Origin of the sequence: Cochleicola gelatinilyticus, from assembly GCF_001637325.1 — a bacterium.
Classification (GTDB): domain Bacteria; phylum Bacteroidota; class Bacteroidia; order Flavobacteriales; family Flavobacteriaceae; genus Cochleicola; species Cochleicola gelatinilyticus.
Window position 1 is genome coordinate 680,901 of the sequence record NZ_LRXL01000026.1, and the last position, 23,680, is coordinate 704,580.

Consider the following 23,680-nt stretch of genomic DNA (forward strand, 5'->3'; position numbering starts at 1 on the left):
TTTAATGTTTTATAATACTTAATTTGGTTTCAATATCATCAAAAGCAATCAGCGTACCATTTTTTACTGTTTCTTCAAATTGAAGTATCTCTGTAAGCGTTTCTTGTTTAATGTACTGAAGATTTTGATCTACAGCCGTTTGTAGTTTCGCTTCTTTCTCTATGGTAACTTCAACACGATCTGTAACCTCAAAACCAGAATCTTTTCTAATATTTTGAATTCGGTTTACCAATTCTCTGGCAATACCTTCATTCTTTAAGTGGGGAGTAATGGTAACATCGAGAGCAACTGTGACTCCATTGGCATTTGCAACCAACCAACCCTCAATATCTTGAGAACTTATCACAACGTCTTCGATAGTCAAGATAATCATTTTTCCATTAATTTTAACAGAAATTTCTCCGTCTTTTTCTATCGTTCTAATCTCCTCTTGACCAAAACTCATAACTCTCTGAGCTACAGATTTCATGTCTGCTCCAAATCGTGGTCCTAATTTTTTAAAATCGGGTTTAATTTGTTTCACTAACATCCCAGATCCCTCATCGATAAGCTCCACTTCTTTTACATTTACTTCAGATTTTATTAATTCTGAAACAGCTTTAATCTCTTCTTTAGTTTTTTCATCCAATACTGGAATCATTATTTTCTGAAGCGGTTGACGCACCTTGATTTTCTCTCGCTGACGTAACGATAACACCAATGAACTTATTGTTTGTGCTCGTTGCATCTTACGTTCCAATTCAGTATCAATATACGAACGGTCTGCCGTTGGAAAATCACTTAAATGTACAGATTCTACAACATCCTCTTTAACTCCATTGCTCAAATCTTTAAACAATCTGTCCATAAAAAATGGCGCAACCGGAGCACCTAATTTAGCAACTGTTATAAGGCAAGTATACAATGTTTGATACGCAGAGATCTTATCCTCAGCATACTCACCCTTCCAAAACCTTCTTCTACTTAATCGAACAAACCAGTTGCTTAAGTTTTCTTGAACAAATTCACTAATATACCGCGTTGCCTTAGTAGGCTCATATTCACTAAATGCTTCATCCACTTTTTGAATAAGTGTGTGTAATTCTGAAAGGATCCAACGATCAATCTCGGGTCGTTTCGCTAACGGAATATCGGTTTCAGAATAACTAAAATTGTCAAGATTCGCATATAAACTGAAGAAGCTATAGGTATTGTAAAGGGTTCCGAAGAATTTATTGCGTACTTCAGCAATTCCGTCGCTATCAAATTTTAAATTATCCCACGGATTCGCATTGCTAATCATATACCATCGCGTAGCATCGGGACCGTAGGTTTTTAAGGTATCGAAAGGATCTACAGCATTTCCAAGACGCTTCGACATTTTTTGTCCGTTCTTGTCGAGCACCAATCCGTTAGACACTACATTTTTATACGCAACATCATCAAAGATCATTGTAGCAATGGCATGTAACGTATAAAACCAACCTCGGGTTTGATCGACACCTTCTGCAATAAAATCTGCTTTACGCCAAGTTTGCTCAACTTTTTCTTTGTTCTCAAACGGGTAATGCCACTGTGCATACGGCATCGAACCACTATCGAACCAAACGTCGATAAGATCTGCCTCACGTTTCATAGGCTTTCCACTTTCTGAAACCAATACAATATCATCAACAATGTTTTTATGAAGATCTACCGTATTATAATTTTCTTCGGAAAAATCGCCAGCCACAAAATCTGAATAGATATCTTCCTTCATGAAACCTTTAGAAACAGCTTTTTCCATTTCTTGTTTCAATTCTTCAATAGAGCCGATAATTATTTCTTCTTTTCCATCATCAGTACGCCATAACGGAAGGGGAATTCCCCAGTATCGTGATCTCGAAAGGTTCCAGTCGTTGGCATTCGCTAACCAATTTCCGAAGCGCCCTTCCCCAGTCGATTTTGGTTTCCAATTAACGGTTTCATTTAATTCGAACATCCGATCTCTAAAATCGGTCACTTTAATAAACCAAGAGTCTAGCGGATAATATAAAATTGGTTTATCGGTTCGCCAGCAATTAGGGTAACTATGCACATATTTCTCTACGTGGAATGCTTTATTTTCGGTCTTTAGCTTAATTGCCAATTCAACATCAACGCTCTTTTCTGGTGCTTCTCCATCATCATAATATTCATTTTTTACATATTTGCCGGCAAATTCTCCCATTTCGGGTCTAAATTTCCCCTGCATATCTACTAACGGAACTAAATTATCTCCCTCATCTTTCACCAATAATGGTGGCACTTCTGGCACAGCTTCCTTAGCTACTTTCGCATCATCGGCCCCAAAAGTAGGAGCGGTATGTACTATTCCGGTACCGTCTTCAGTAGTGACAAAATCTCCAGTAATGATTCTAAAAGCATTTTCGGGATGATCGTGTGGCTGCGCATAAGACAATAATTGTTCGTATCGAATTCCTTCAAGATCTTTTCCTTTAAATTCCGCAGCAATAAAATAAGGTATCTTTTTATCCCCTTGTTTGTAGGCTTCTAACGATTCTGCATTAGGTTTTTCTTCAAATTTTCCGCCAAATTGCTTTTCAACTAGATTTTTCGCTAAAACAACGTTGATCGGTTGAAACGTATATTGGTTATAAGAACGCACCAACACATAATCGATCTTTGCCCCTACGGTAAGTGCCGTATTACTTGGCAATGTCCAGGGTGTTGTCGTCCATGCTAGAAACCAGATATCGTTAGAGACTTCTGCCAGTACATCGGGTAACGTATCGGCTACGGCTTTAAACTGTGCTACAACAGTTGTATCGGTAACATCTTGATAGGTTCCAGGTTGGTTTAACTCGTGCGAACTGAGTCCTGTCCCTGCCTTTGGAGAATATGGCTGTATGGTATACCCTTTATACATGAGCCCTTTGCCATAGATTTCTTTTAACAGCCACCACACAGTCTCCATGTATTTGGGCTTATAGGTAATGTAAGGGTCTTCCATGTCTACCCAATACCCGTAACTTTCTGTAACTTTATTCCAAGCATCGGTATAGCGCATTACGGCTTTTCGACAAGCCTCGTTATAGGCTTCAACAGAAATTTTGATTCCGATATCTTCTTTGGTAATTCCCAGTTCTTTTTCTACTCCTAACTCTATAGGTAGTCCGTGGGTATCCCAACCGGCTTTGCGGTCTACTTTAAATCCTTTTTGGGTTTTATAGCGACAGAAAATATCTTTGATTGCACGTGCCATCACGTGGTGAATTCCAGGCATTCCGTTTGCCGATGGTGGCCCTTCGAAAAACACAAAGGGTTGGTTGTCTTCACGAATGGAAATACTCTTTTCGAAAATGTTTTCTTTTTTCCAAAAATCGAGTACTTCCTTTCCCAGTTCAGGAAGGTCTAAGCCCTTGTATTCCTTAAATTTTGTGCTCATAAACGGTTGCCTTTCAATAAGGTTGCGAAAGTAAGAAATTTTGCTGAAAAAGGCTAGTAGGTTTAAAGTCAAAATCATTCCTGTTTTCAGCTTTCAACTTCGCTATAAATCTTTCCGAAGAAAATTCTATCTTTAGCCAAAACCTTATCATTTGAAAAACTATTGTATCCTACTTGTTTTTGTTTCCTGTTCCGCTTTTTGCCAAAATTATGTAGACCTTTTAAAAGTAGGCTACGGACAAACATTTAATAACGATTATGTAAATACAGTAGGTAGCACTAATGTTTCTTCATTAGACATAGATCTTACAGTTCCTATAGTGTTGTCAGAGAAAAATGCTTTTATTACTGGGGTTGCATTTAGCACCAACCACCTAGAACTAGCTCCCAATACATCAGCCACAACACTTTATAGTACAATTTTAAAACTGGGACTTGCCACTACTTTTAACGATACATGGAGTAGTACGTTAGTATTACTTCCGAAGATCGCCTCAGACTACAATGCTATAAAGGGTGATGATTTTTATTTTGGAGGATTGGGCTTGTTGAAATACCAAAAAAATGAACACTTAAAATATCGTTTTGGACTCTACGCAACAACCGAAGCTTTCGGTTTTTTCACAACACCTATTATCGGGTGGTATTATTTAAGTAAGAACAATAAGTTTGAAATGGACATGTCGCTACCAATTGCCGCTGATGTAAATTATACCTTCGGAAAAACTACGGTTGGAGTAGATTATTACGGAATTGGTAGAAGTTTTCGTTTGTATGACGAAACTGATACTTCTGAACGCTATGTAGACCTTAGTTCACTTGAATTTTCAAGTTATATACAGCTAAATCTATTAGAAAAAACGGTTCTTTTACGTGGAAAAATTGGGTACTCTAGCAATAATTACGAAGTGTATTCTAATGCAGAAAAAATCGATCTTGGAGTTTCTGCTTTCAGCTTTGGGGATGATAGAACTCAATTAAACCCAGATGTTTCAGGAGGATTCTTTGCTAAAATTGAAGCAATTTATCGCTTTAACTTACCCAGTACTTCTTCAGAATAATTTACTTTCTGGTATCTTTTTTATAAATTAGTACACTTTGTGTATATTTGATTACAAAACTCCCCTGTTTTATGTTAATTAAGTTAAGAAATGAAGTCTGGAAAGACTTCAAAAAGCCACATTGGCGCAATGAAGAATCGTTTAAGGTATCTAACTTCGGAAGGGTAATCACCTATAAAAAAAATCCGGAAGGCGAAATTTTAAAAGTAAGTTCTCTTGCAAAGTATGATGTTTTTTATGCTAGAAAAAAAGTTGGAAAATACGACTTGATCTATGTACATCGTGCTGTTGCTGAACTCTTTTTGGATAATCCAGAAAATAAAAAGTTTGTTACGCATATTGATTTTGACAAACGGAATAATCGAGCGGAAAATCTCATGTTTGCAAACCGTGCTGAATTAACGGCTCATAATATGAAAAACCCAGCGGTCATTGCAGCAAAAGAAAAAACAAAGATAAAACCTCGCTATTCTAAATTAAATGCGGGAAGAGTAAAGCTTATAAAAAGAAAGATCTTCGACCCTAACAGAAAAACACGAATGCGGCTTATTGCAAAACAATTCGGAATTTCTGAAATGCAATTATACCGCATTAAATCTGGAGAAAATTGGGGTCACGTTGAATACGAGTAACTATGAATAGACAATGTCCCGAATGTGGTGAAAAAATTATTGGACGTTCCGACAAGAAATTTTGCAGTGATGCCTGCAGGAATGCTCATAACAATTCACTAAATAAGGATCATAAAAATCTCGTTCGGAACGTAAACAACAGACTTCGAAAGAACTATCGAATTTTAGAGCAATTAAACACAAAAGACAAAACAAAAACCACTAAAGAAAAGCTACTTAGGTTAGGGTTTAGTTTTAAGTTTTTTACGGGTCAATATATCACAAAAACTGGATCAACATATTTCTACGTGTATAACCAAGGATATTTAGCCCTAGAAAATGACATCTATCTTCTTGTTAAAGTTGATCTTAGCTTGTAAGAAATTACTCTCTTAATAGAGTATATTGGTTGTTGGTCTAATATATTTTGAGGATTCTAGAATCGCTCTATATTTGTTAGAAAATCACCTCACATGAAACAAATTATACTCATCGCTTTCATCCTTATTGGATGGAATGCAGTATACTCCCAGGTAGGAATTGGCACTACAAATCCCGACCCCTCTGCTATATTAGATGTTTCTTCAGAAGATAGTGGAATCTTGATTCCTCGCCTGCCCTCAGCGAACAGAACCGCAATGCCAAACGTACAAGGAATGTTGGTGTACGATACCGATATTAATTCTTTCGTTTATAATGATGGCACTCAATGGGTTGTTTTGGTAAGTTCTATTAACAATAGTAATTTAACGCAAGCAGGAAGTTACGAAACAGGACCTATAGTTAGTGGATGGCAGTATTACGATGTTACTTTTAATACCCCGTTTGCTGCAGTCCCTTCGATAGTGATCTCATTTCGGGAAGGTGATGGAATTAATAATTCAGGGTCGAATTCTGTTGAACAAATAAAAGTAGCCAATGCTTCTGTTACTGGATTTACGATAGCTATAAACGATTCTGCTAACACCAATGATGTATTTATCGACTGGATCGCTACTGAAAGAACACAAAATTAATTATTTCCAGGTTTGTCCTCGTAATTTTAAAGCCGCTTTTAAGACATCTTTTTGACTAATTTGCCCGACTAATTTTCCGTTTTCAACAATGGGGAATCTACGGTGTTTCGATTCTAAGAACTTATTCGCTGCATCGAAAACATTCATGTTACCATCGATCGTGTCCACATTTTTAGCCATGTGTTTCGATACGGTTACATCTTCCATAGGTTGATTGTAATAACGGCTCTCACTAATTTGTTTCATACAATCCCCTTCAGAAATAATCCCGACAAGTTCATTTTTTTCATTTACGACTGGGCCACCTGATATTTTGTGCTTAACCAATAAGGTCATCACTTCCATAACAGATTGATCGGGACGAAATGTTGTTAAATTACGTGACATATAATCTGAAACTCGAATCCCTTCCGAAGCTCCTTTTTGAGGCGTAGCTCTTTTACCCATAAAACTTTTAATTCCCATAATACCTGCATTTTATGTTTTCTAAGATAAGAAAAAACAAAACGAAAACGTCCTCAATAAAACAAACAGTTCCCTCTTTTATGATAAAGTTGTATTTTTAAATCCCTAAACTGGGTTTATGCGAAAATTAAGTGGTGTTCTTTCTTTATTAATTATTCTTCTATTACTCTACCTTTCATTTTTTACACTTATGCCTCAAAAGGGTAAAGATGCAAAAACACCGCTTACCGAATTCTCTTCAGAACGGGCACTAATCCCTCTTAAAGAAATAAGCAAAGCACCACATTATTTAGGTTCTAAAGAACACGAACGAGTTCGTAATTATTTGGTCGCACAATTAGAAGCACTAGGTCTCGAAACTGAAATACAAGAAGGCTTTGTTTTAAACACTTCTTCAAAGAGTCTCGACAAACCAAAAAATATAGTAGCTCGAATTAAAGGTGAGAATCCAACAAAGTCATTACTACTTTTATCGCATTATGATAGTGCGTTGGTTCCTTCGAACGGAGCCAGCGATGCGGGGAGTGGGATTGTAACTATTTTAGAATCGCTCCGTGCCTATCAGGCAAGCGGAAAAACTCCTAAAAATGATGTAATAATTCTCTTCAGCGATGGAGAAGAAATTGGATTAGATGGCGCTAAATTATTCGTAAATGAACATCCATGGGCAAAAAACATCGGACTTATACTAAACTTTGAAGCTCGTGGAAGTGGTGGCCCAAGTAATATGATTCTTGAAACCAATCACGGAAATTCTAACCTTATTAAAGGTTTTATAGCGGCAAATCCGAAATTTCCAGTGAGTTCTTCCCTCATGTATAGTGTATATAAATTATTACCAAACAGCACAGACTCGACAGTATTTAGGGAACGAGGCGATATCGATAGTTTCTTTTTTGCATTTATCGACGATCATTACGATTATCACACAGCAAACGATACGTTCGAAAATCTAGACCGTAATACGCTACAACATCAAGGAAGTTACCTGCTACCATTACTTCATTATTTCGCTGATGCAGATTTATCTCAACTTCGCTCTGAAACAGATAATGTATATGTAAATCTTCCTTTTCTAAAATTAATTAGCTACCCTTTTTCTTGGATCTTACCAATGCTCTTACTGTGTGCTGCACTATTTATTGTTTTGCTTTTCTTCGGAATTTCTAAAGGAAAACTGAAAGGTCGTACCATCGCAAAAGGCTTTGGAACCTTTTTACTTTCTTTAGTTCTATGCGGAGGCATTGGGTATTTTGGTTGGATTTTACTTCTGAAGCTGTATCCGCAATACAATGAAATTCAGCACGGATTTACCTATAATGGGCACGCATATATTGCGTTTTTTGTGTTGCTTTCTCTAGCCATTTTATTTAAGCTATATAAACGCTATAGCAAAAAAGATTTCGTTGCCGGTCTATACGTTGCACCTTTAACGTTCTGGTTGCTTGTAAATATCGTTGTAGTTATTTATTTAAAAGGAGCTGCCTTTTTTGTAATTCCGTTGTTTTTTGGATTAATTTCATTATTTCTATTAATTCATCAAGAACGTCCAAGTTTGTTGCTCTTAGCATTTTTAGCAGCACCAGCCTTATTTATATTGGGACCATTAATTCAGTTTTTTCCTGTTGGTTTAGGGTTAAAAATGTTGGTGATTTCCTGTGTCTTCACCGTACTTTTATTCGGATTATTGCTTCCGGTATTTGGCTTTTATGTGTGGAAAAATATTAGTTCGCTTATATGCTTTATACTTGCGATTGTGTTTTTTATTACTGCCCATATTAGAAGTGATTTTTCTGAAAAAAGACAAAAACCGAACAGTCTTTTATTTTATAAAGATGCCGATACGAACCAATCGTATTGGCTTACTTACGACTCTTTTATCGATGACTGGACTAAAGGATATTTGGGAGAAGATCCGGAAACAGCTTCAAATAAAAATCTTATTACCTCTTACAGTAAATACAGCAGAGGCTATAGTTTTATTGCAGAGGCTCCAAATAAAAACATTCCGAAGCCAGCGATCGAAAAAACCCTTGATACAATTTATAGTGGAAACAGAGATGTCACATTCACCATATATCCAAACAGAAATGTAAATCAGATAGAGCTCTATGCTGCTACCCCACATGCGATAACAAATATTTCATTTAACGGTAAGAACCTTCCGTTACGAGATCGAACCAATAGTATTTTTGCTTCAAAAGACAAGAACAATTTAATTCGACATTATGTTTCAGATGGTGATTCACTTCGTGTTACTTATAGTTCGACTTCAGAAATACCCATTAAATTTACCCTCCAAGAGTATTCTTTCGATTTAATGTCGCATCCTCAATTTAGTATAAATCCGCGTCCAAAAACGATGATGCCTAAACCGTTTGTCGTGACCGATGCTGTTGTATTAAAACACGAATTTACACCTACAGAACTTCCTCTTTCTAATGCCATTCATGACACTTTAGTAAAAAACAACTATGAGTAAAACTATTTCAATTGCTGGGTTAGGGTGGTTAGGACAACCCTTTGCACAACGTTTAATGACGCTTGGCTATCGGGTTAAAGGGTCGGTGACAAGTCTAAAAAAGGCGAGTTCTTTTCAAAACAGAGGTTTTAATGCGTTTCCTTTAGAACTATCGGAACAAGGAATTAGCGGAGAACCCAAAGCTTTCTTGAAAGATGTAACAATATTGGTTTGCATGATTCCTCCAGGACTACGACGAAATACTGGAGCCGATCATGTTGCCAAAATGAAGCATTTTTTAGGTGCTATTGAAGCTAGCTCTGTAAAGAAATTAGTGTTGGTTAGTAGTACTTCTGTATACAGTGATTCACAAGGGCATGTTTTCGAAACGAATGTGCCAAAGCCCAACTCTAATGCAGGACTACAACTATTGGAAGTAGAGCAACTATTTTTTAATGCACCCTCTTTTAAAACGACTCTTGTGCGTTTTGGCGGCTTGTATGGGGGAAGTCGAGAACCTGTAAAATATCTCGCTGGTAGGACCGAACTTAATGGAGGTGCTGCTCCCGTAAATCTAATTCACAGAGACGATGCTATTGGGATACTTTCAGAAATAATAAAACAAGATGCTTTTGGACATATTTTTAATGCGGTAAGTCCACAACATCCTTTAAAAAAAGAGTATTATACGCATCGGGCGAAGGAACTTCAATTAGAACCGCCAAATTTTTCAGAAGAAATAGAAAATAGAACATATAAAAAGGTCGATTCTAAAAACCTTGATCTTGTATTGGGATATTCATTTATACATGCATTAAACTAAAATAGCCGGAACCAAAACTCTGTGTTCTTCCAATAAAAATTTATTCTATACAACAAAAAAAGGAGCCCTTTCGAGCTCCTTTAATCTATTTAAAATTTGAATGTATTACCAAATACGTACTCGGTCTTCTGGAGCTACGTACATAGGGTCACCTTCTTTAATATCGAATGCTTCGTAAAAAGCATCTATGTTTTTTAATGGCTCGGTCGCTCTGTAACGTCCTGGAGAATGTGGGTCTGTTTTAATTTGTGTGCGTAGGTATTCATCACGTTGTTTGGTTCTCCAAACTGTTGCCCAACTCATAAAGAATCGTTGCTCTGGAGTAAACCCATCTATATCTTCAGGTCTTCCGTGTTCTGCGTAATAGCGTTGTAGTCCGTCGTAGGCTCCTAAAAGACCTCCAACATCACCAATGTTTTCACCTAAAGTAAATTTACCGTTAATAAAAACACTGTCCATAACCTCAACACTGCTGTATTGCTCTGCAAGTTTATTTCCACGTTCTGTAAATTTCTCAAGATCTTCTGGTGTCCACCAGTTTACTAAGTTTCCTTCTGCATCAAATCGTGAACCACTATCATCGAAAGCATGCGATATCTCGTGACCAATCACAGCTCCAATTCCACCGTAGTTTACCGCTGCATCTGCTTTATAATCGTAAAAAGGAGGTTGTAAAATTGCTGCAGGAAATACGATCTCGTTATTAAACGGATTGAAATACGCATTCACCGTTTGTGGAGACATTCCCCATTCGGTCCTGTCAACAGGCTCATCGATCTTATCAAGATTTTCTTTTAAACCCCATTCGCTTACCGCTACCATATTGTCGTAATAGCTATTTCCTTCTTTAACAGCCATACTTGAAAAATCTTTCCATTTGTCTGGATATCCGATCTTTACGGTAAATTTATCAAGTTTTTCTATCGCTTTTGTTTTGGTCTCTTGACTCATCCAGTCAAGATTCTTTATTCTGTCTTTGTAAGCGGCGATCACGTTACTAATCATTTCCTCTGCTTTTACTTTCGCTTCTGGCGGAAACATTTCATCTACGTATAGTTTACCTAAAGCTTCTCCTACACTACCATTAACAGTTGCTAACGCACGCTCATCTGCAGGGCGTTGTTTCTTACTTCCTTTAAGGTACTTACTATAGAAGTCCCAATTTGCTTGTTGAATTTCTGTGGTAAGCATTCCGGTAGCACTATTTAAAGTAGCCCAGCGCATTACAGATTTCCACATATCAAAATCGGGATTTGCCATCATTCCTTTTACAACTTCCATATATTTTGGTTGCATTACAATAACCGTATCAAGTTCTTTGGTTACACCCATGTCTTTAAAAGCTTTCTTCCATTGAATTTGTGGCACCATTTCCTGAACCTGCTCTAACGAACGTGGGTTGTTGAAATTTCTAAAATCACGACTTGCTACTTTATCTAACCTTGGAATTGCCAATTTTGTTTCGAAAGCAAGTATTTGCTCCGCTTGTTTTCGCGCATCCTCTTCAGAACCTCCAATAAACTGAAGCATTCTTGTTATGTGGTCAACATATTTAGTACGAATCTCTACCGATTTAGCGTCTGTATTGGTATAAAAATCACGATCGGGTAATCCAAGACCTCCCGGTGTAATATATGCCGAATTCATGGCACTATTACTCGGATTTGAAAAAGCAGCCACTCCAATAAAAGGTTGTGAGACTGCCACAGCATCTTCGGTCATAACACGTTGAAAATCCTCTATAGAGTTAATTCCGTCAATTTTATCTAATGCCGGTTGTAGGGGTTTAATACCAGCCTCATTTCTAGCAACAGTGTCTAATTCTGAGTTGAAGATCATTAATGCTTTCGCCTGATCTGTATCGGCAGCATAGTTCCCGCTTTTACCTGCTTTATCAAGAATAGATAAAACATCTTTATCGGTTTTTTTACGAAGCACATTAAATCCACCCCAACGATCTTGATCCTCTGGAATTTCAGTATTCTTCATCCAACTTCCATTTACGAAGTTGTAAAAATCTTCTTTCGGATTTACTGTTGTATCCATATTAGAAAGAATAATCCCTCTTTCTTCTGTTTCGGCAGCAGCCATTTTTGTGTCTTTTTTCTCATTACAAGCACTTACAGCCACGGTAAGAATTGCAATCGAAAAGATCGATTTAAAACTGTTTTTTTTCATTGTATTGTTTTTGAAAAATTCTGGTTATTGGTTACTATTTGGTATTGGTAGATATAATTCTATTTTGTTACAAAGTATCGTTCTTTTTATCTTGAAGTTCTGCTTTATATACAGAATCTAAAAACTTTTGCTGCTTTTTAAGTTCTTCTTTTTCGCTTTCCTTTCGCTGAAGGTCAATATCATCTTTTTTAAACTTCTCGTTGATTTGAACGATTAGATTTTTTGTAGCCATATTCATCTCATGAATTGATGCTACCAATGCAGCTGAATCTACACGTACTTTGTGTGCCTCTTGATGAACAAGTGAAGCTCTTGTTTTAGCAACTGTAATTCGAGAAATAATAGCTTGACTTAAAAGTGTATCTGGAATTTTTTTTGAGAGCGAATCTGTTCTAGCCAAGAGTCTGTCTGTGCCAGATTTTAATTGTTCTAAATCTCTTCCGTTAATCGCTTTTGCTTCAGTTTCGAAATCTGTGTAAACACCCCAGCTACTTACAAAAGCCTCTGCAGTTTCAGTAAGTTGCGGGAACAGAAAGTCTTTTTTTCCGTAGACAATTGTGGAGTCGTTTGCAACTTCTTGACTTTCTTCATTAGATTCCGAAGAAGTATCGCAAGCAAAAATTAAAAAAGAAATACCAATACACAACGGCAATAGCCACTTCATTCCGAGGATTTTAAGATGCGCAAATATAGGAATTAATGGTATACAGCCACTTTCTTTTAGAAATAATTAAGGTTTGAATGCCTATATTTACCCACTTAAAATTCGTACAATCTATGAAAAAAAGGATCTTGATTATTGGCGCTTCCGGACAAATCGGAACTGAATTAACAGCAGCTCTTCGGAAAAAATACGGAGGTCACAAAGTGATTGCCAGTGATATAAATGAAGGAAGCGACGAATTAATGGAGAGTGGCCCTTTTGAAGTATTGGATGCAATGGATTATGAGGCAGTGCAGGATGTAATTATTACTTATGAAATTACCGAAGTGTATTTAATGGCCGCCATGCTATCTGCCACAGCTGAAAAATTTCCTATGAAAGCATGGAACTTAAATATGACCTCATTATTTAATGTACTTAATTTAGCTAGAGAGAATAAAATTGACAAGATCTTTTGGCCTTCAAGTATTGCTGTCTTTGGTCCAACTACCCCTAAAGAGATGACGCCCCAGCATACTGTAATGGAGCCTTCTACTGTGTATGGTATTAGCAAACAAACTGGAGAACGCTGGTGCGAATACTATCATAAACGATACGGCGTAGATGTGCGTAGCATTCGATACCCAGGCTTAATAAGCTATAAAACCCTACCCGGAGGTGGCACAACCGATTATGCAGTGGATATATATCATAAAGCCCTCAAGCATAAAAAATACATTTGCTTTTTAGACGAGGACACCACTTTACCTATGATGTTTATGGATGATGCTATTAAAGCGACCATCGGTATTATGGAAGCGGATGCAGCTTTAATTAAAATACGTAACGCTTACAATCTTTCTGGAATGAGCTTTAACCCAAAAGAAGTCGCTGCCAGCATTCAAAAACACATTCCCGAATTTACAATCGAATACGAGCCTGATTTTAGGCAAGACATTGCCGATTCATGGCCACAAAGTATCGATGATTCTGATGCACGTAAAGACTGGGGCTGGAAACATCATGTTTCTTTAGATGAAATGACCGAAATAATGCTAGAGAATCTTCGAGATACCTATTCATCATAATTTACATGAAAGTGGGTTAACAATTTGGTAACATACTGATTTTATGAAATTTATTTTATAAAATATTTTGAAATGTAAGAATTTTTCCTACATTTGCCATCCCAAATTTAACCAACTTATGAAAAAATTACCCCTGCTGTTAGCCTGTGCGCTAGCATTCTTTTCGTGTGAACCAAACGAAGATCTGGTTCAAGAACAAACTTCCGAAAATCAACAACTTGAAGCACCCTTAAATTCGTCTACTGTTATGGCCGAATATCATGTTCGGGACGCTGAGGAAAATATTATTATGAAATATTATTTCGATTCGGAAGGACGTTTTATACAGTCACATGAAGTCTCCTTAAACTTTACATGGAATTTTAGCTACGACGCTACAAACAAACTTATTGCCATTAACAAAGTAGATCTCGATGGAATTCTATTGGAAGGAAATGAATTGGTATATGATGATCAAGATAAAATTTTAACTCTTGGAGATCGTACTTTTAAATATGATTCAATAGAGGAACATTATTCTGAAGGATCTAGTTACGAACTTATTGGACCCTATATGGATGGAGGTACTAGGACATATGATTATTCGTATAATCAATTCTGGTATGGAGACCCTAGCAACCCAATTGCACAGTACTGCTTTTTTGAAGGTTCTCTAAGAACAGACACCTTGTTTGGAGGAGGAACTGTAGACACAGGAACGTGCAGTCCTCTAAATTTTCTTACGTTTACATACGATGGAAACAATAATATTACACAGCGAAACGACAGTGGTGTAGCAAGTAATTTTCAGTATGACAATACTGTAAACCCACTCTTTAATGGGACCACTAACTTAGTATATGTTTTTGGGTTTTTATCGCAAAATTTTACAGATGAAAATTACGCTCTCCCCTATATTATTTCTGAAAACAACAGAACACAATCGTTTTGGGGAACTACAGACTCTGGAGCAATTAGTAATAGTTATTCTTATGAATTTAATGCTAATAACCTTCCAGTAAGAGCAACTACCATTGCTAATCATGGTGCTACTACTTCCGAGTATGAGTACGCTAATTATTATTATCAAGGCGATGTAATCCCCGAAGATTAAACTATTGTAACTAACCAAAGAAAAGCTGCAATTTATTGCGGCTTTTTTTATTACAATTTATTTCTTCTTTTTCTTGTCCCACCAAATATAGCCTCCAAAAACAAGCAAACTAACTAAAGAACTCCATAGTAAGCCTTGTTTAAGGCGGTCTGTGTTTTCTCCAATAATAGCAATGTAAAGAGTTAGAGGGGCAATTCCCAGAAGGGTAGCCCCTATAAATTTCCAGTATCCCATTTTTAAGATTCCTGCTACAAAACTTATGGCGTCGTTAGAAAGGAAAGGGTTAATACGAGTAATCACCACAGCCCAAAAGCCATAAGCTTCAATGAATTTTTCGATTTTCTTTTCGGTAGTAGCTCCAATAAGTTTTTTTACAAGCGTTTCACTAAGGTACGTTCCAATGGCATAACCCACCGAAGAAGCTGTCACCACAGCAACAATTACAATAAGGCTTCCCCAAAAGGGTCCGTATGCTAAAATTGAGACCACCATCAGGGCGAGTGAGGGAATAACCAATAAAAACATTTGAGCAACCATTGCCAAAACAAGAACTACGGGTCCCATCCAGCCAAAATCACTCACCCAATTTTCAATTCGGGCATTATCGTCACTGGTAAGTACTTCCCAAGCTTCATTGAAAAACTCTTTTACAGAAGGAATAAAAAAATAGCTTAAAACCAAGCCTAAAAGCAGCAATAACGAAAGATATAGCGGCAGTTTACTTTTTTGAGTAGTATTAGATGTCTTCGTTTCTTCCATATCTCATAGATCCTATGCAAAATTGAATAAATTATCTGAAGCAAAAAAATTGGAGGAATTCCTAGAAGTTAAAAATCCTTCCATAAAAGGTTTTAAAAACAAAAATCCCGACCTAAAAGTAGATCGGGATTTTTTCAGCTCCTCTTCTTGGGCTCGAACCAAGGACCCTCTGATTAACAGTCAGATGCTCTAACCAACTGAGCTAAAGAGGAATTTCATATAGAAAATTAAAAGGGAAAACCCTTTCAGCTTGCTTCCAAACCGGTGTATTGGTTTGTAGGCGGGTGCAAATATAAATTATTTTTAATGTGTCGCAAAAAGTTTTCTGTTTTTTTTACAACTTTTAGTTATTCGAACAACCAGCGGTAAATATCATTCCCATTTGCGAACAATACCAAAGCAATTAATAAGAAGAAACCTACCATTTGTGCATACTCCATAAACTTATCGTTAGGCTTTCTTCCTGAAACTATTTCGTAAAGTAAAAACATTACGTGTCCTCCATCTAAGGCAGGAATAGGTAATATGTTCATGAATGCTAAGATAATAGATATTAATGCCGTGGTTTCCCAAAAACTAACCCAATTCCAGGTATCTGGAAACAGATTTCCAATAGCTCCAAATCCACCTACTTGAGTAGCTCCCTTACTTGTAAATACATATTTAAATTGTTTTACATAATCTTTAAGAGTGTTATACCCATAATCGATTCCAGCAGTAAAACTCTCTCCAATACCATAAGAGAGATGTGTTGACTTCCCTCTATATTCTTTCCCGAAATTATTAATTCCCACAATACCATCTGCATTAGGAGTAACTAGAAGCGTATCTGTTTGCCCACCTCGAGCTATTACTACAGAACTTTCTTTATCTATATTCTTTCTTACATTAGCTGTAAATTGATGCCAATGTTCTATATCTGTGCCATTTACCGATACAATTCTATCTCCTTTTAAAAACCCTGCACTCGCAGCAGGATAATCGGCAAGTACCGTATCGATCACTGGAGTACGCATCGGCTCGAACGGACGTAAAATATCTTTTTGGAACATTTGTGGACCAATATCTTCTGGCATTGCGATTGCTTCAGTTTCTCCCGAAGCATGTAGAACCTCGATGGTTTCAATGTCTCTAAGAAATAAATGTTTATTAATATCGGTCACATCTTCAAAATCCTTTCCGTTTACTTTCAGAATTTTGTCACCGTCTTCAAATCCGTATTGTCTAAATTCTTCTGCTACTGCAAAACCTTTTGGCAGATCATCGTTGGTTACGATGTCTTTTCCGTAGAAATAAAAGATCCCCATATAAATTACAATCCCCACAATAATGTTAACGGTCACACCCCCTAACATAATAATAAGACGCTGCCAAGCCGGTTTGCTTCTAAATTCCCAAGGTTGTGGCGGTTGCGCCATTTGCTCCTTATCCATACTCTCATCGATCATCCCAGCAATTTTCACATAACCTCCTAAAGGTAGCCACCCGATTCCGTAAACCGTTTCTCCAATTTTCTTTTTAAATAAAGAGAATTTTACATCGAAAAACAGGTAGAATTTTTCGACCCGAGTTTTAAATAATTTTGCAGGAATAAAATGCCCCAATTCGTGAAGCACAATTAATATAGATAAGCTGAGTAATAGCTGAATTGCTTTAACGGCAAATGGACTCATAGCACACTTGTATTTATAGGTTTTATTTTTTCTTTTCAAAAACCGAACCCAAAATCACATGCATTACACTATAGGTTCGTGCTCAAAATTTGAACGCACAAAAGTACGGTATTAAGCCTTGCTAAAAAAATATGTAAAGTTTTACTTCGGAAGGGTAAAAACATTTATGAAAAGGAAGTGGTAGAATCAAGTTTTGAGTCGTAATTTTGCTAAAAATATACGCAAATGCTTCAGTTCTTTTCCCGGTATAAATTTTTCGCCATTGTATTATTAATACTGTCAGTCATCATTATTACTGTGATCTATACTATTCTGAAGCCTGTAAAAATACTTCCAGTATACCAACCCAACGATGTAAATGCAGAATTGGTAGACACCACCATTCAGTATGTAAAAAAATACCATACTATCGCCGATTTTAAATTGACCAATCAAAACGGAAAAACAATTACGCAACAGGATTACGCCAATAAGATCTATGTTGCCGATTTCTTTTTTACCACCTGCCAGACCATTTGTCCTGTCATGACCAACCATATGGCAGAAATTCAAGAAGAACTTTACAACGATGAGGAAGTACTTTTACTTTCTCATACCGTGATGCCCGAAACAGATACCGTTGCACAATTAAAAAAATATGCACTAGAAAAAGGGGTAAACGATGCAAAATGGAATTTGGTCACCGGAGATAAAAAACAAATTTACGATCTTGCCCGAAAATCGTATCTGGCAGCAAAAGACAATCCATACCAAAAAAGCGATTTAATTCACACCGAAAATTTTGTTTTGGTCGACACTAAAAAACGCATTCGAGGTTTTTACGACGGTACCGACCCATTGGCAATAGAAACCTTGCTTGAGGACATTCAAACTTTGAAAAAAGAAGAATAGGTAGTAAAAATTAAATTTTAAGTAGCCGCAGAAACCTACAGATTAAAGTGTAAAAGTTAGCAAGTTCTTCAGTCTCTCAGTACAAATCTATTGTTTTACCGCTTTTCTTTTTACAGGTCATGTATTTCGCTTACTTTTGCGTTGTTTAAAATGAATCTAAATAAACTTAATGCGAACCATTGCCACATTAAAAAAGGGAGAACGCGCGATTATTAAAGAATTTTCGGTCGATGTTGTGCCTTTAAAATTATTAGAAATGGGATGTCTTCCGGGTAATGAAGTAGCGTTAGTTCAAACAGCACCTTTTCAAGATCCTTTATATTTAAACATCAATGGAAGCTATCTCGCCATTCGGAAGGAGACGGCTGCACAAATCGAAATAGAGATTATTTTATAAAGAAACAGGTACGCACAAAGAGTTACCCGTCGTTACGGGCAGATACTATGGCAAGGCAGATTAATGTTGCACTTATTGGAAATCCGAATACCGGGAAAACCTCTGTTTTCAATCGGCTCACTGGACTGAATCAAAAAGTGGGGAATTATCCAGGAATTACGGTTGAGAAAAAACAAGGCGTTTGTAAGTTAGACCGTGGACTTAAAGGACATATTCTAGACTTACCTGGCACCTACAGTTTAAACGCTTCATCTCTCGACGAAAATGTTGTTATAGAATTATTACTTAACAAAAACGATAAAGATTTTCCAGACGTCGCAGTGGTAGTTAGCGAAGTAGAAAATTTAAAACGAAATCTGCTTCTTTTCACTCAAATTAAAGATCTAGGAATCCCTACTATTTTAGCAGTGAATATGGCAGATCGCATGAAACGAAAAGCCATTTCTCTCGATGTTGAAGCCTTAGAAGCAAAACTGGAAACAAAAATAGTTCTTGTAAGTTCGCGAAAAAATACAGGCTTCGATGCATTAAAAAATGCGATCACTAATTATGGCCACCTTTCTACTAAACCCTGTGTAAATGCTTCAGTAATTGCTCCCGAATATTTTGATAGGCTTCGGAAAGCATTCCCAAAACAGGAACTGTATAAGCTTTGGTTAGTCATCACCCAAGATGTAAACTTCGGAAAATTAGACCGAAATGAATTAAAAGGTGTGGCGTCGTTTCAAACCGAATCGAAAAGCAATCTGAAGCGATTACAGCAAAAAGAAACCATTCTCCGATATCAATTTATAAATGGTGTTTTAAAAGAAACATTAACAATAGATACCGAAAACGCCAAAGATCTTCGCAGTCGTTTAGATCGTGTTTTAACGCATAAAGTATGGGGATATCTTATTTTCTTCGGAATTTTAATGCTGATCTTTCAAGCAATTTTCGACTGGAGCAGTTATCCAATGGATTTTATCGACTCTTCCTTTGCTTCATTAAGTGAATGGACGAAAAATACGATGCCACCAGGTGATTTTACGAACTTAATTGCAGAAGGGATCATCCCTGGATTAGGAGGGATTGTTATTTTTATTCCTCAGATTGCTTTCTTATTCCTATTTATTTCAATTTTGGAAGAATCGGGATATATGAGTCGTGTGGTATTTTTAATGGACCGTATCATGCGACGCTTCGGACTGAGTGGAAAAAGTGTAGTGCCATTAATTTCAGGAACTGCATGTGCGATTCCAGCGATCATGGCAACCCGTAATATTGAAAATTGGAAAGAACGACTCATAACAATTTTAGTAACCCCTTTTACCACTTGCTCAGCACGACTTCCAGTATACCTTATTATCATTGCGTTAGTAATCCCCGAAGGACGAGTTCTAGGAATCTTTAGTTATCAAGGGTTAACATTAATGTTATTGTATTTACTCGGGTTTGGAACGGCGATCTTATCTGCTTACCTTCTAGACAGAATTTTAAAAATTAAAAGTAAGACCTTCTTTGTGGTAGAAATGCCCAATTACAAACTTCCTATGCCGAAGAATGTAATTATTACCGTAATTGAAAAGACAAAATCATTTGTATTAGGTGCTGGAAAGATCATTCTTGCAATTTCGATTATTCTGTGGGTGCTTGCTTCATACGGACCTGGTACATTTAACGAAGCCGAAACGATTGTACGACAAGAATCCGCATCTTTAAACCTTTCCGAAGAAGAGATCGATACTCGAATAGCTTCTTACAAATTAGAACATTCGTATATTGGAATTACAGGAAAATTCATCGAACCCGCAGTACAACCATTAGGATACGATTGGAAAATTGGAATCGCAATAGTAAGTTCCTTTGCTGCCCGAGAAGTCTTTGTGGGAACATTGGCAACTATCTATAGCGTGGGAAGTGAAGAAGAAGAAACCATAAAAAACCGAATGGCTGCCGAAGTAAATCCTATTTTAGGCACTCCTTTGTTCAATTTTGCTAGTGGTGTTTCGTTATTACTTTTCTATGCCTTTGCCATGCAATGTATGAGTACGTTGGCAATTGTTAGAAGAGAAACCAACAGTTGGAAATGGCCCATGTGGCAACTCTTCGCCATGACGGTAATCGCTTATGTTGTCGCCCTTGGCGCCTATCAAATTTTAAAATAATATCTTTGTATTATGCAAACAATACTTGTTTTTATCACGTTTATACTTGCCTCTGGATTTATTCTAAAGAAATTTGTCTGGAATCCTATCTTTGAAGCACGTACAAAAGCTTCCGCTACCGCAGATGGTGGACAAACCAAGTGCGGCAAGAACGATTGTGGATGCCATTAATAGAAAATTCTATTTTTTAAGAAGTACAAATTTTCTATCAAAGCAATTAGTTTCCAATATTTTACCTATTCATTAGATTCCTTAAGATTGTAAATTTTTGTTAATACTATTATTGTTTCTAACCGATTGTTTAGTTTTGCTTCGTATTAAGTAATGGCACGCAAAAAAGAATATATAGAAAAAGAGGTAATCGAAAGAGCTATGAATTTATTCTGGCGTAATGGTTTCGAAACTACTTCCATGCAAATGCTCGAAAAAGAAATGGGCATTAATAAATTTTCTATTTATTCCAGTTTTGGAAGCAAAAATGGTGTGTTTGTTGAAAGTTTAAAATGCTATAAAGAGAAACTCAATCAACTTATTGAAAAGCTGAAAGCTTCTACGAAAGGTGTTGACGCTATCAAAGAATATTTTTACGATTTTATCGAGTTTTCTAAAGAAACAGAACTTCGCAAAGGATGTTTAATTACGAATACTGCTAACGAAATGAGAGCAGATTCCGACCAACAAATTAAAGAGGTGCTTTCTAATTTTATGAACCATCTAGAAGAAGTATTTGCTTCAATGTTACGACAAGACACTTCCAAAGATGAAAAAACAATTAAAGAACAGACCGATTACCTCATAGTTTCTATGTTCGGTCTCTCTTCAGCTACAAGATTATTTAACAAAATACAGCTTGACAATTATATAAATATCATTTTTAAGAATCTTTAATACCTTTTTTTTACCTAATAGCTAAACGATTGTTTAGATAACATTAACCTTTAAAAAATTAAATCATGACTACATTAAAAATTCACGACATCGAATCTGCACCAAAACAAAGCAAGCCTTTATTAGAACAGTCACTAAAAACTAATGGAATGATTCCGGGATTACATGGAGTATTAGCAGGGGCTCCTGGTATTCTCGAAGCCTATCAAACAATCCATAAACTTTTTACCGAATCTTCTTTTAACAACGATGAGTTAACAGTAGTATGGCAAACGATTAATGTGGAGCATGAATGTCACTACTGCGTTCCAGCTCATACCGCCATTGCAAATATGATGAAGGTAGACTCAGAATTATCAAATGCCCTACGAAACAAAACCGCAATGCCTTCCAAAAAATTACAGGCTTTACATGATTTTACATTAAAAATGGTTCGAAACCGAGGTCAGGTTTCTCAAGAAGATCTTACAACATTTTATGATGCAGGATATGAAGAAAGACAGGTACTTGAAATCATCCTAGGACTTTCTCAAAAAGTAATTAGCAATTATACCAATCATATTGCAAATACGCCAGTAGATGCACCCTTTAAAAAATTTGCATGGACTAAATAGGGTGTAAAGTTTAACTATTAAGTAATTTTAATTTCCAGAAATTACACATAGAACTTAAAACCCTTCAGAAGAAAACAGCTGTAACTAATATTAAAAAGTATACGAATGAATGACCTATTAAAAATTGACATTGTATCCGACGTTGTTTGTCCATGGTGTACCATTGGCTATAAGCGACTCGAAAAAGCTATCCGTGAGCTACAACTTGAAGATCGCGTAACGATCGAATGGCATCCCTTTCAATTAAATCCGAATATGCCTTCTGAAGGGCAATTGGTACACGAGCATATTTCCGAAAAATATGGCGCATCTTTAGAACAACAAAAACAATCGCAACAGCAAATGACTGAAGCCGGAGCAGCTTTAGATTTTACATTCGATTACTTTGATGAAATGAAGATGGTAAATACTTTTAATGCGCATGTTTTGTTAGAGTATGCTAAACAGTTCGACAAGCAAACCGAGCTGAAAATGCGACTTACGACGCTATTCTTTAGTGAACGCAAAGATGTGTCTCACAATGATGTTCTAGAACAAGCCCTTCTAGATGTCGGACTTAATGCAGAAGAAGGAATGGCAACCCTCGAAAATACGACGGTAAGAAATGAGGTGAAAAATCAAGAAGCGTACTGGAAAAACTTAGGTGTAAATTCGGTTCCTACCATAATTTTTGACCAAAAAAGTGCAGTAACTGGCGCTCAGCCTGTCGCAGCATTTAAGCAAATTTTAAAAGATCTCATCAATGAAAAATAAACCCATAGAAAATCATACTAACATCATAAACAAAACGAGACCAAAAATTTTGTTCTTTGATGTAAATGAAACACTTCTAGATCTTACCAAAATGAAAAAACAAATTGGTCAGGTTTTAAATGGTAAGGAGGATCTATTATCTTTATGGTTTACAACAATGCTCCAATATTCTTTGGTTACCACAGTAAGCGGACAGTATAAGCATTTTAGCACTATTGGTGCCGCAACACTACAAATGGTTGCTGCAAATAACGGAATTTCAATTTCTTCAGAAGAAGCACGCGATACGGTTATCAATGCATTAAGAGCCCTTCCACCACATCCTGAAGTGATTTCTGCTTTGACAACATTAAAACAGGAGGGATATACCTTAGTTTCTTTTACAAACTCATCGAATGAAGGTGTAAAAAAACAATTTGAGTATGCAGGGTTAACAGCTTATTTTGAAAAAATGTTAAGTGTTGAGGACGTTAGAAAATTTAAACCTGCAACTGAAGCTTATCAATGGGCAGCACAAAAAATGGGCGTAAATCCAGAAGAATGTATGCTAGTGGCTGCGCATGGTTGGGATGTAGCCGGTGCTATGTGGGCAGGTTGGCGTGCTGCATTTATTAGCCGCCCTGGTCAACAATTATTTCCGTTAGCTCCTAAAACTGAAATTGAAGCCACAGATTTAACCGAATTGACAAAAATTCTAGTTGCTTATTCCTAAAA

The 23,680-nt window shown here is 36.6% G+C and carries 22 protein-coding genes and 1 tRNA gene; 16 read left to right on the top strand and 7 right to left on the bottom strand.

The features are described 5' to 3' along the window. Window position 1: 1 nt before the first annotated feature. A complete protein-coding gene (gene ileS, locus ULVI_RS05090; RefSeq protein WP_068590382.1) occupies window positions 2-3,406 on the bottom strand; it encodes an isoleucine--tRNA ligase in 3,405 nt (1,134 codons plus the stop codon). 151 nt (window positions 3,407-3,557) lie between these two features. On the opposite strand from ileS, the gene ULVI_RS05095 reads away from it, so the two are divergent. The 4 genes from ULVI_RS05095 (at window position 3,558) to ULVI_RS05110 (ending at window position 6,093) form a co-directional block, all read left to right on the top strand. After that, the gene (locus ULVI_RS05095) at window positions 3,558-4,466 is read left to right on the top strand and encodes a DUF6268 family outer membrane beta-barrel protein (RefSeq protein ID WP_068590384.1); all 909 of its coding nucleotides are present in this window, start codon (window positions 3,558-3,560) and stop codon (window positions 4,464-4,466) included. Window positions 4,467-4,537: 71 nt separating this feature from the next. Next, a complete protein-coding gene (locus ULVI_RS05100; protein WP_068590386.1) occupies window positions 4,538-5,098 on the top strand; it encodes an HNH endonuclease in 561 nt (186 codons plus the stop codon). Between the two features lie 2 nt (window positions 5,099-5,100). Beyond that, a complete protein-coding gene (locus tag ULVI_RS05105) occupies window positions 5,101-5,457 on the top strand; it encodes a hypothetical protein (protein ID WP_068590389.1) in 357 nt (118 codons plus the stop codon). A 93-nt stretch (window positions 5,458-5,550) separates the two neighbouring features. Next, complete coding sequence (locus ULVI_RS05110; RefSeq protein ID WP_068590390.1) at window positions 5,551-6,093, top strand: H-type lectin domain-containing protein; 543 nt, start codon at window positions 5,551-5,553, stop codon at window positions 6,091-6,093. Here the strand turns inward: ULVI_RS05110 and ULVI_RS05115 are convergent, their stop codons facing one another. Next, on the bottom strand, window positions 6,094-6,558 hold the full coding sequence (locus ULVI_RS05115) for a CBS domain-containing protein (RefSeq protein WP_068590392.1): 465 nt from the start codon (window positions 6,556-6,558) through the stop codon (window positions 6,094-6,096). Window positions 6,559-6,676: 118 nt separating this feature from the next. Here ULVI_RS05115 and ULVI_RS05120 point away from each other — a divergent pair, with 118 nt between their 5' ends. After that, complete coding sequence (locus ULVI_RS05120; RefSeq protein WP_068590393.1) at window positions 6,677-9,040, top strand: M20/M25/M40 family metallo-hydrolase; 2,364 nt, start codon at window positions 6,677-6,679, stop codon at window positions 9,038-9,040. Further along, window positions 9,033-9,842 carry an SDR family oxidoreductase gene (locus tag ULVI_RS05125; protein ID WP_068590395.1) on the top strand — a complete coding sequence of 270 codons (810 nt, stop codon included), beginning with the start codon at window positions 9,033-9,035 and terminating at the stop codon, window positions 9,840-9,842. Before ULVI_RS05120 ends, ULVI_RS05125 begins: the two co-directional genes overlap by 8 nt. A gap of 105 nt (window positions 9,843-9,947) precedes the next feature. Here ULVI_RS05125 and ULVI_RS05130 read toward each other — a convergent pair whose 3' ends face one another. Together ULVI_RS05130 and ULVI_RS05135 are read right to left on the bottom strand one after the other, a co-directional pair. After that, window positions 9,948-12,020 (bottom strand): M13 family metallopeptidase, encoded by a 2,073-nt coding sequence (locus tag ULVI_RS05130; RefSeq protein ID WP_068590397.1) that lies wholly within the window; start codon window positions 12,018-12,020, stop codon window positions 9,948-9,950. A gap of 67 nt (window positions 12,021-12,087) precedes the next feature. Beyond that, a complete protein-coding gene (locus ULVI_RS05135; protein WP_068590398.1) occupies window positions 12,088-12,684 on the bottom strand; it encodes a hypothetical protein in 597 nt (198 codons plus the stop codon). Between the two features lie 113 nt (window positions 12,685-12,797). Here ULVI_RS05135 and ULVI_RS05140 point away from each other — a divergent pair, with 113 nt between their 5' ends. Together ULVI_RS05140 and ULVI_RS05145 are read left to right on the top strand one after the other, a co-directional pair. Then, a complete protein-coding gene (locus ULVI_RS05140; RefSeq protein ID WP_068590400.1) occupies window positions 12,798-13,751 on the top strand; it encodes an NAD-dependent epimerase/dehydratase family protein in 954 nt (317 codons plus the stop codon). A gap of 118 nt (window positions 13,752-13,869) precedes the next feature. After that, window positions 13,870-14,844: a hypothetical protein gene (locus ULVI_RS05145; protein WP_068590402.1), complete on the top strand. Its 975-nt coding sequence runs from the start codon at window positions 13,870-13,872 to the stop codon at window positions 14,842-14,844. A gap of 57 nt (window positions 14,845-14,901) precedes the next feature. Here ULVI_RS05145 and ULVI_RS05150 read toward each other — a convergent pair whose 3' ends face one another. From ULVI_RS05150 to rseP, 3 genes are all read right to left on the bottom strand, one after another. Further along, window positions 14,902-15,603 (bottom strand): TVP38/TMEM64 family protein, encoded by a 702-nt coding sequence (locus ULVI_RS05150; RefSeq protein ID WP_068590404.1) that lies wholly within the window; start codon window positions 15,601-15,603, stop codon window positions 14,902-14,904. 138 nt (window positions 15,604-15,741) lie between these two features. Next, a tRNA-Asn gene (locus tag ULVI_RS05155) sits at window positions 15,742-15,815 on the bottom strand. Window positions 15,816-15,950: 135 nt separating this feature from the next. Continuing rightward, window positions 15,951-17,276 (bottom strand): RIP metalloprotease RseP, encoded by a 1,326-nt coding sequence (rseP, locus tag ULVI_RS05160; protein WP_068590406.1) that lies wholly within the window; start codon window positions 17,274-17,276, stop codon window positions 15,951-15,953. A gap of 225 nt (window positions 17,277-17,501) precedes the next feature. On the opposite strand from rseP, the gene ULVI_RS05165 reads away from it, so the two are divergent. From ULVI_RS05165 to ULVI_RS05195, 8 genes are all read left to right on the top strand, one after another. Continuing rightward, window positions 17,502-18,167, top strand: a complete 666-nt coding sequence (locus ULVI_RS05165) for an SCO family protein (RefSeq protein WP_068590408.1) — start codon at window positions 17,502-17,504, stop codon at window positions 18,165-18,167. A 169-nt stretch (window positions 18,168-18,336) separates the two neighbouring features. After that, window positions 18,337-18,564, top strand: coding sequence for a FeoA family protein (locus ULVI_RS05170; RefSeq protein WP_068590409.1), 228 nt, complete (start codon window positions 18,337-18,339; stop codon window positions 18,562-18,564). Window positions 18,565-18,611: 47 nt separating this feature from the next. Next, entirely contained in the window at window positions 18,612-20,711 is a 2,100-nt protein-coding gene (feoB, locus tag ULVI_RS05175; RefSeq protein WP_068590411.1) for a ferrous iron transport protein B, read from the top strand. Between the two features lie 12 nt (window positions 20,712-20,723). Beyond that, window positions 20,724-20,882 carry a hypothetical protein gene (locus ULVI_RS15415; protein WP_157632573.1) on the top strand — a complete coding sequence of 53 codons (159 nt, stop codon included), beginning with the start codon at window positions 20,724-20,726 and terminating at the stop codon, window positions 20,880-20,882. A gap of 153 nt (window positions 20,883-21,035) precedes the next feature. Continuing rightward, window positions 21,036-21,599: a TetR/AcrR family transcriptional regulator gene (locus tag ULVI_RS05180; protein ID WP_068590413.1), complete on the top strand. Its 564-nt coding sequence runs from the start codon at window positions 21,036-21,038 to the stop codon at window positions 21,597-21,599. Between the two features lie 65 nt (window positions 21,600-21,664). Next, window positions 21,665-22,213: a carboxymuconolactone decarboxylase family protein gene (locus ULVI_RS05185; RefSeq protein WP_068590415.1), complete on the top strand. Its 549-nt coding sequence runs from the start codon at window positions 21,665-21,667 to the stop codon at window positions 22,211-22,213. A 105-nt stretch (window positions 22,214-22,318) separates the two neighbouring features. Then, window positions 22,319-22,966, top strand: coding sequence for a DsbA family oxidoreductase (locus tag ULVI_RS05190; protein WP_068590417.1), 648 nt, complete (start codon window positions 22,319-22,321; stop codon window positions 22,964-22,966). Then, a complete protein-coding gene (locus tag ULVI_RS05195; protein ID WP_068590419.1) occupies window positions 22,956-23,678 on the top strand; it encodes a haloacid dehalogenase type II in 723 nt (240 codons plus the stop codon). Before ULVI_RS05190 ends, ULVI_RS05195 begins: the two co-directional genes overlap by 11 nt. The last annotated feature ends 2 nt before the right edge of the window (window positions 23,679-23,680 follow it).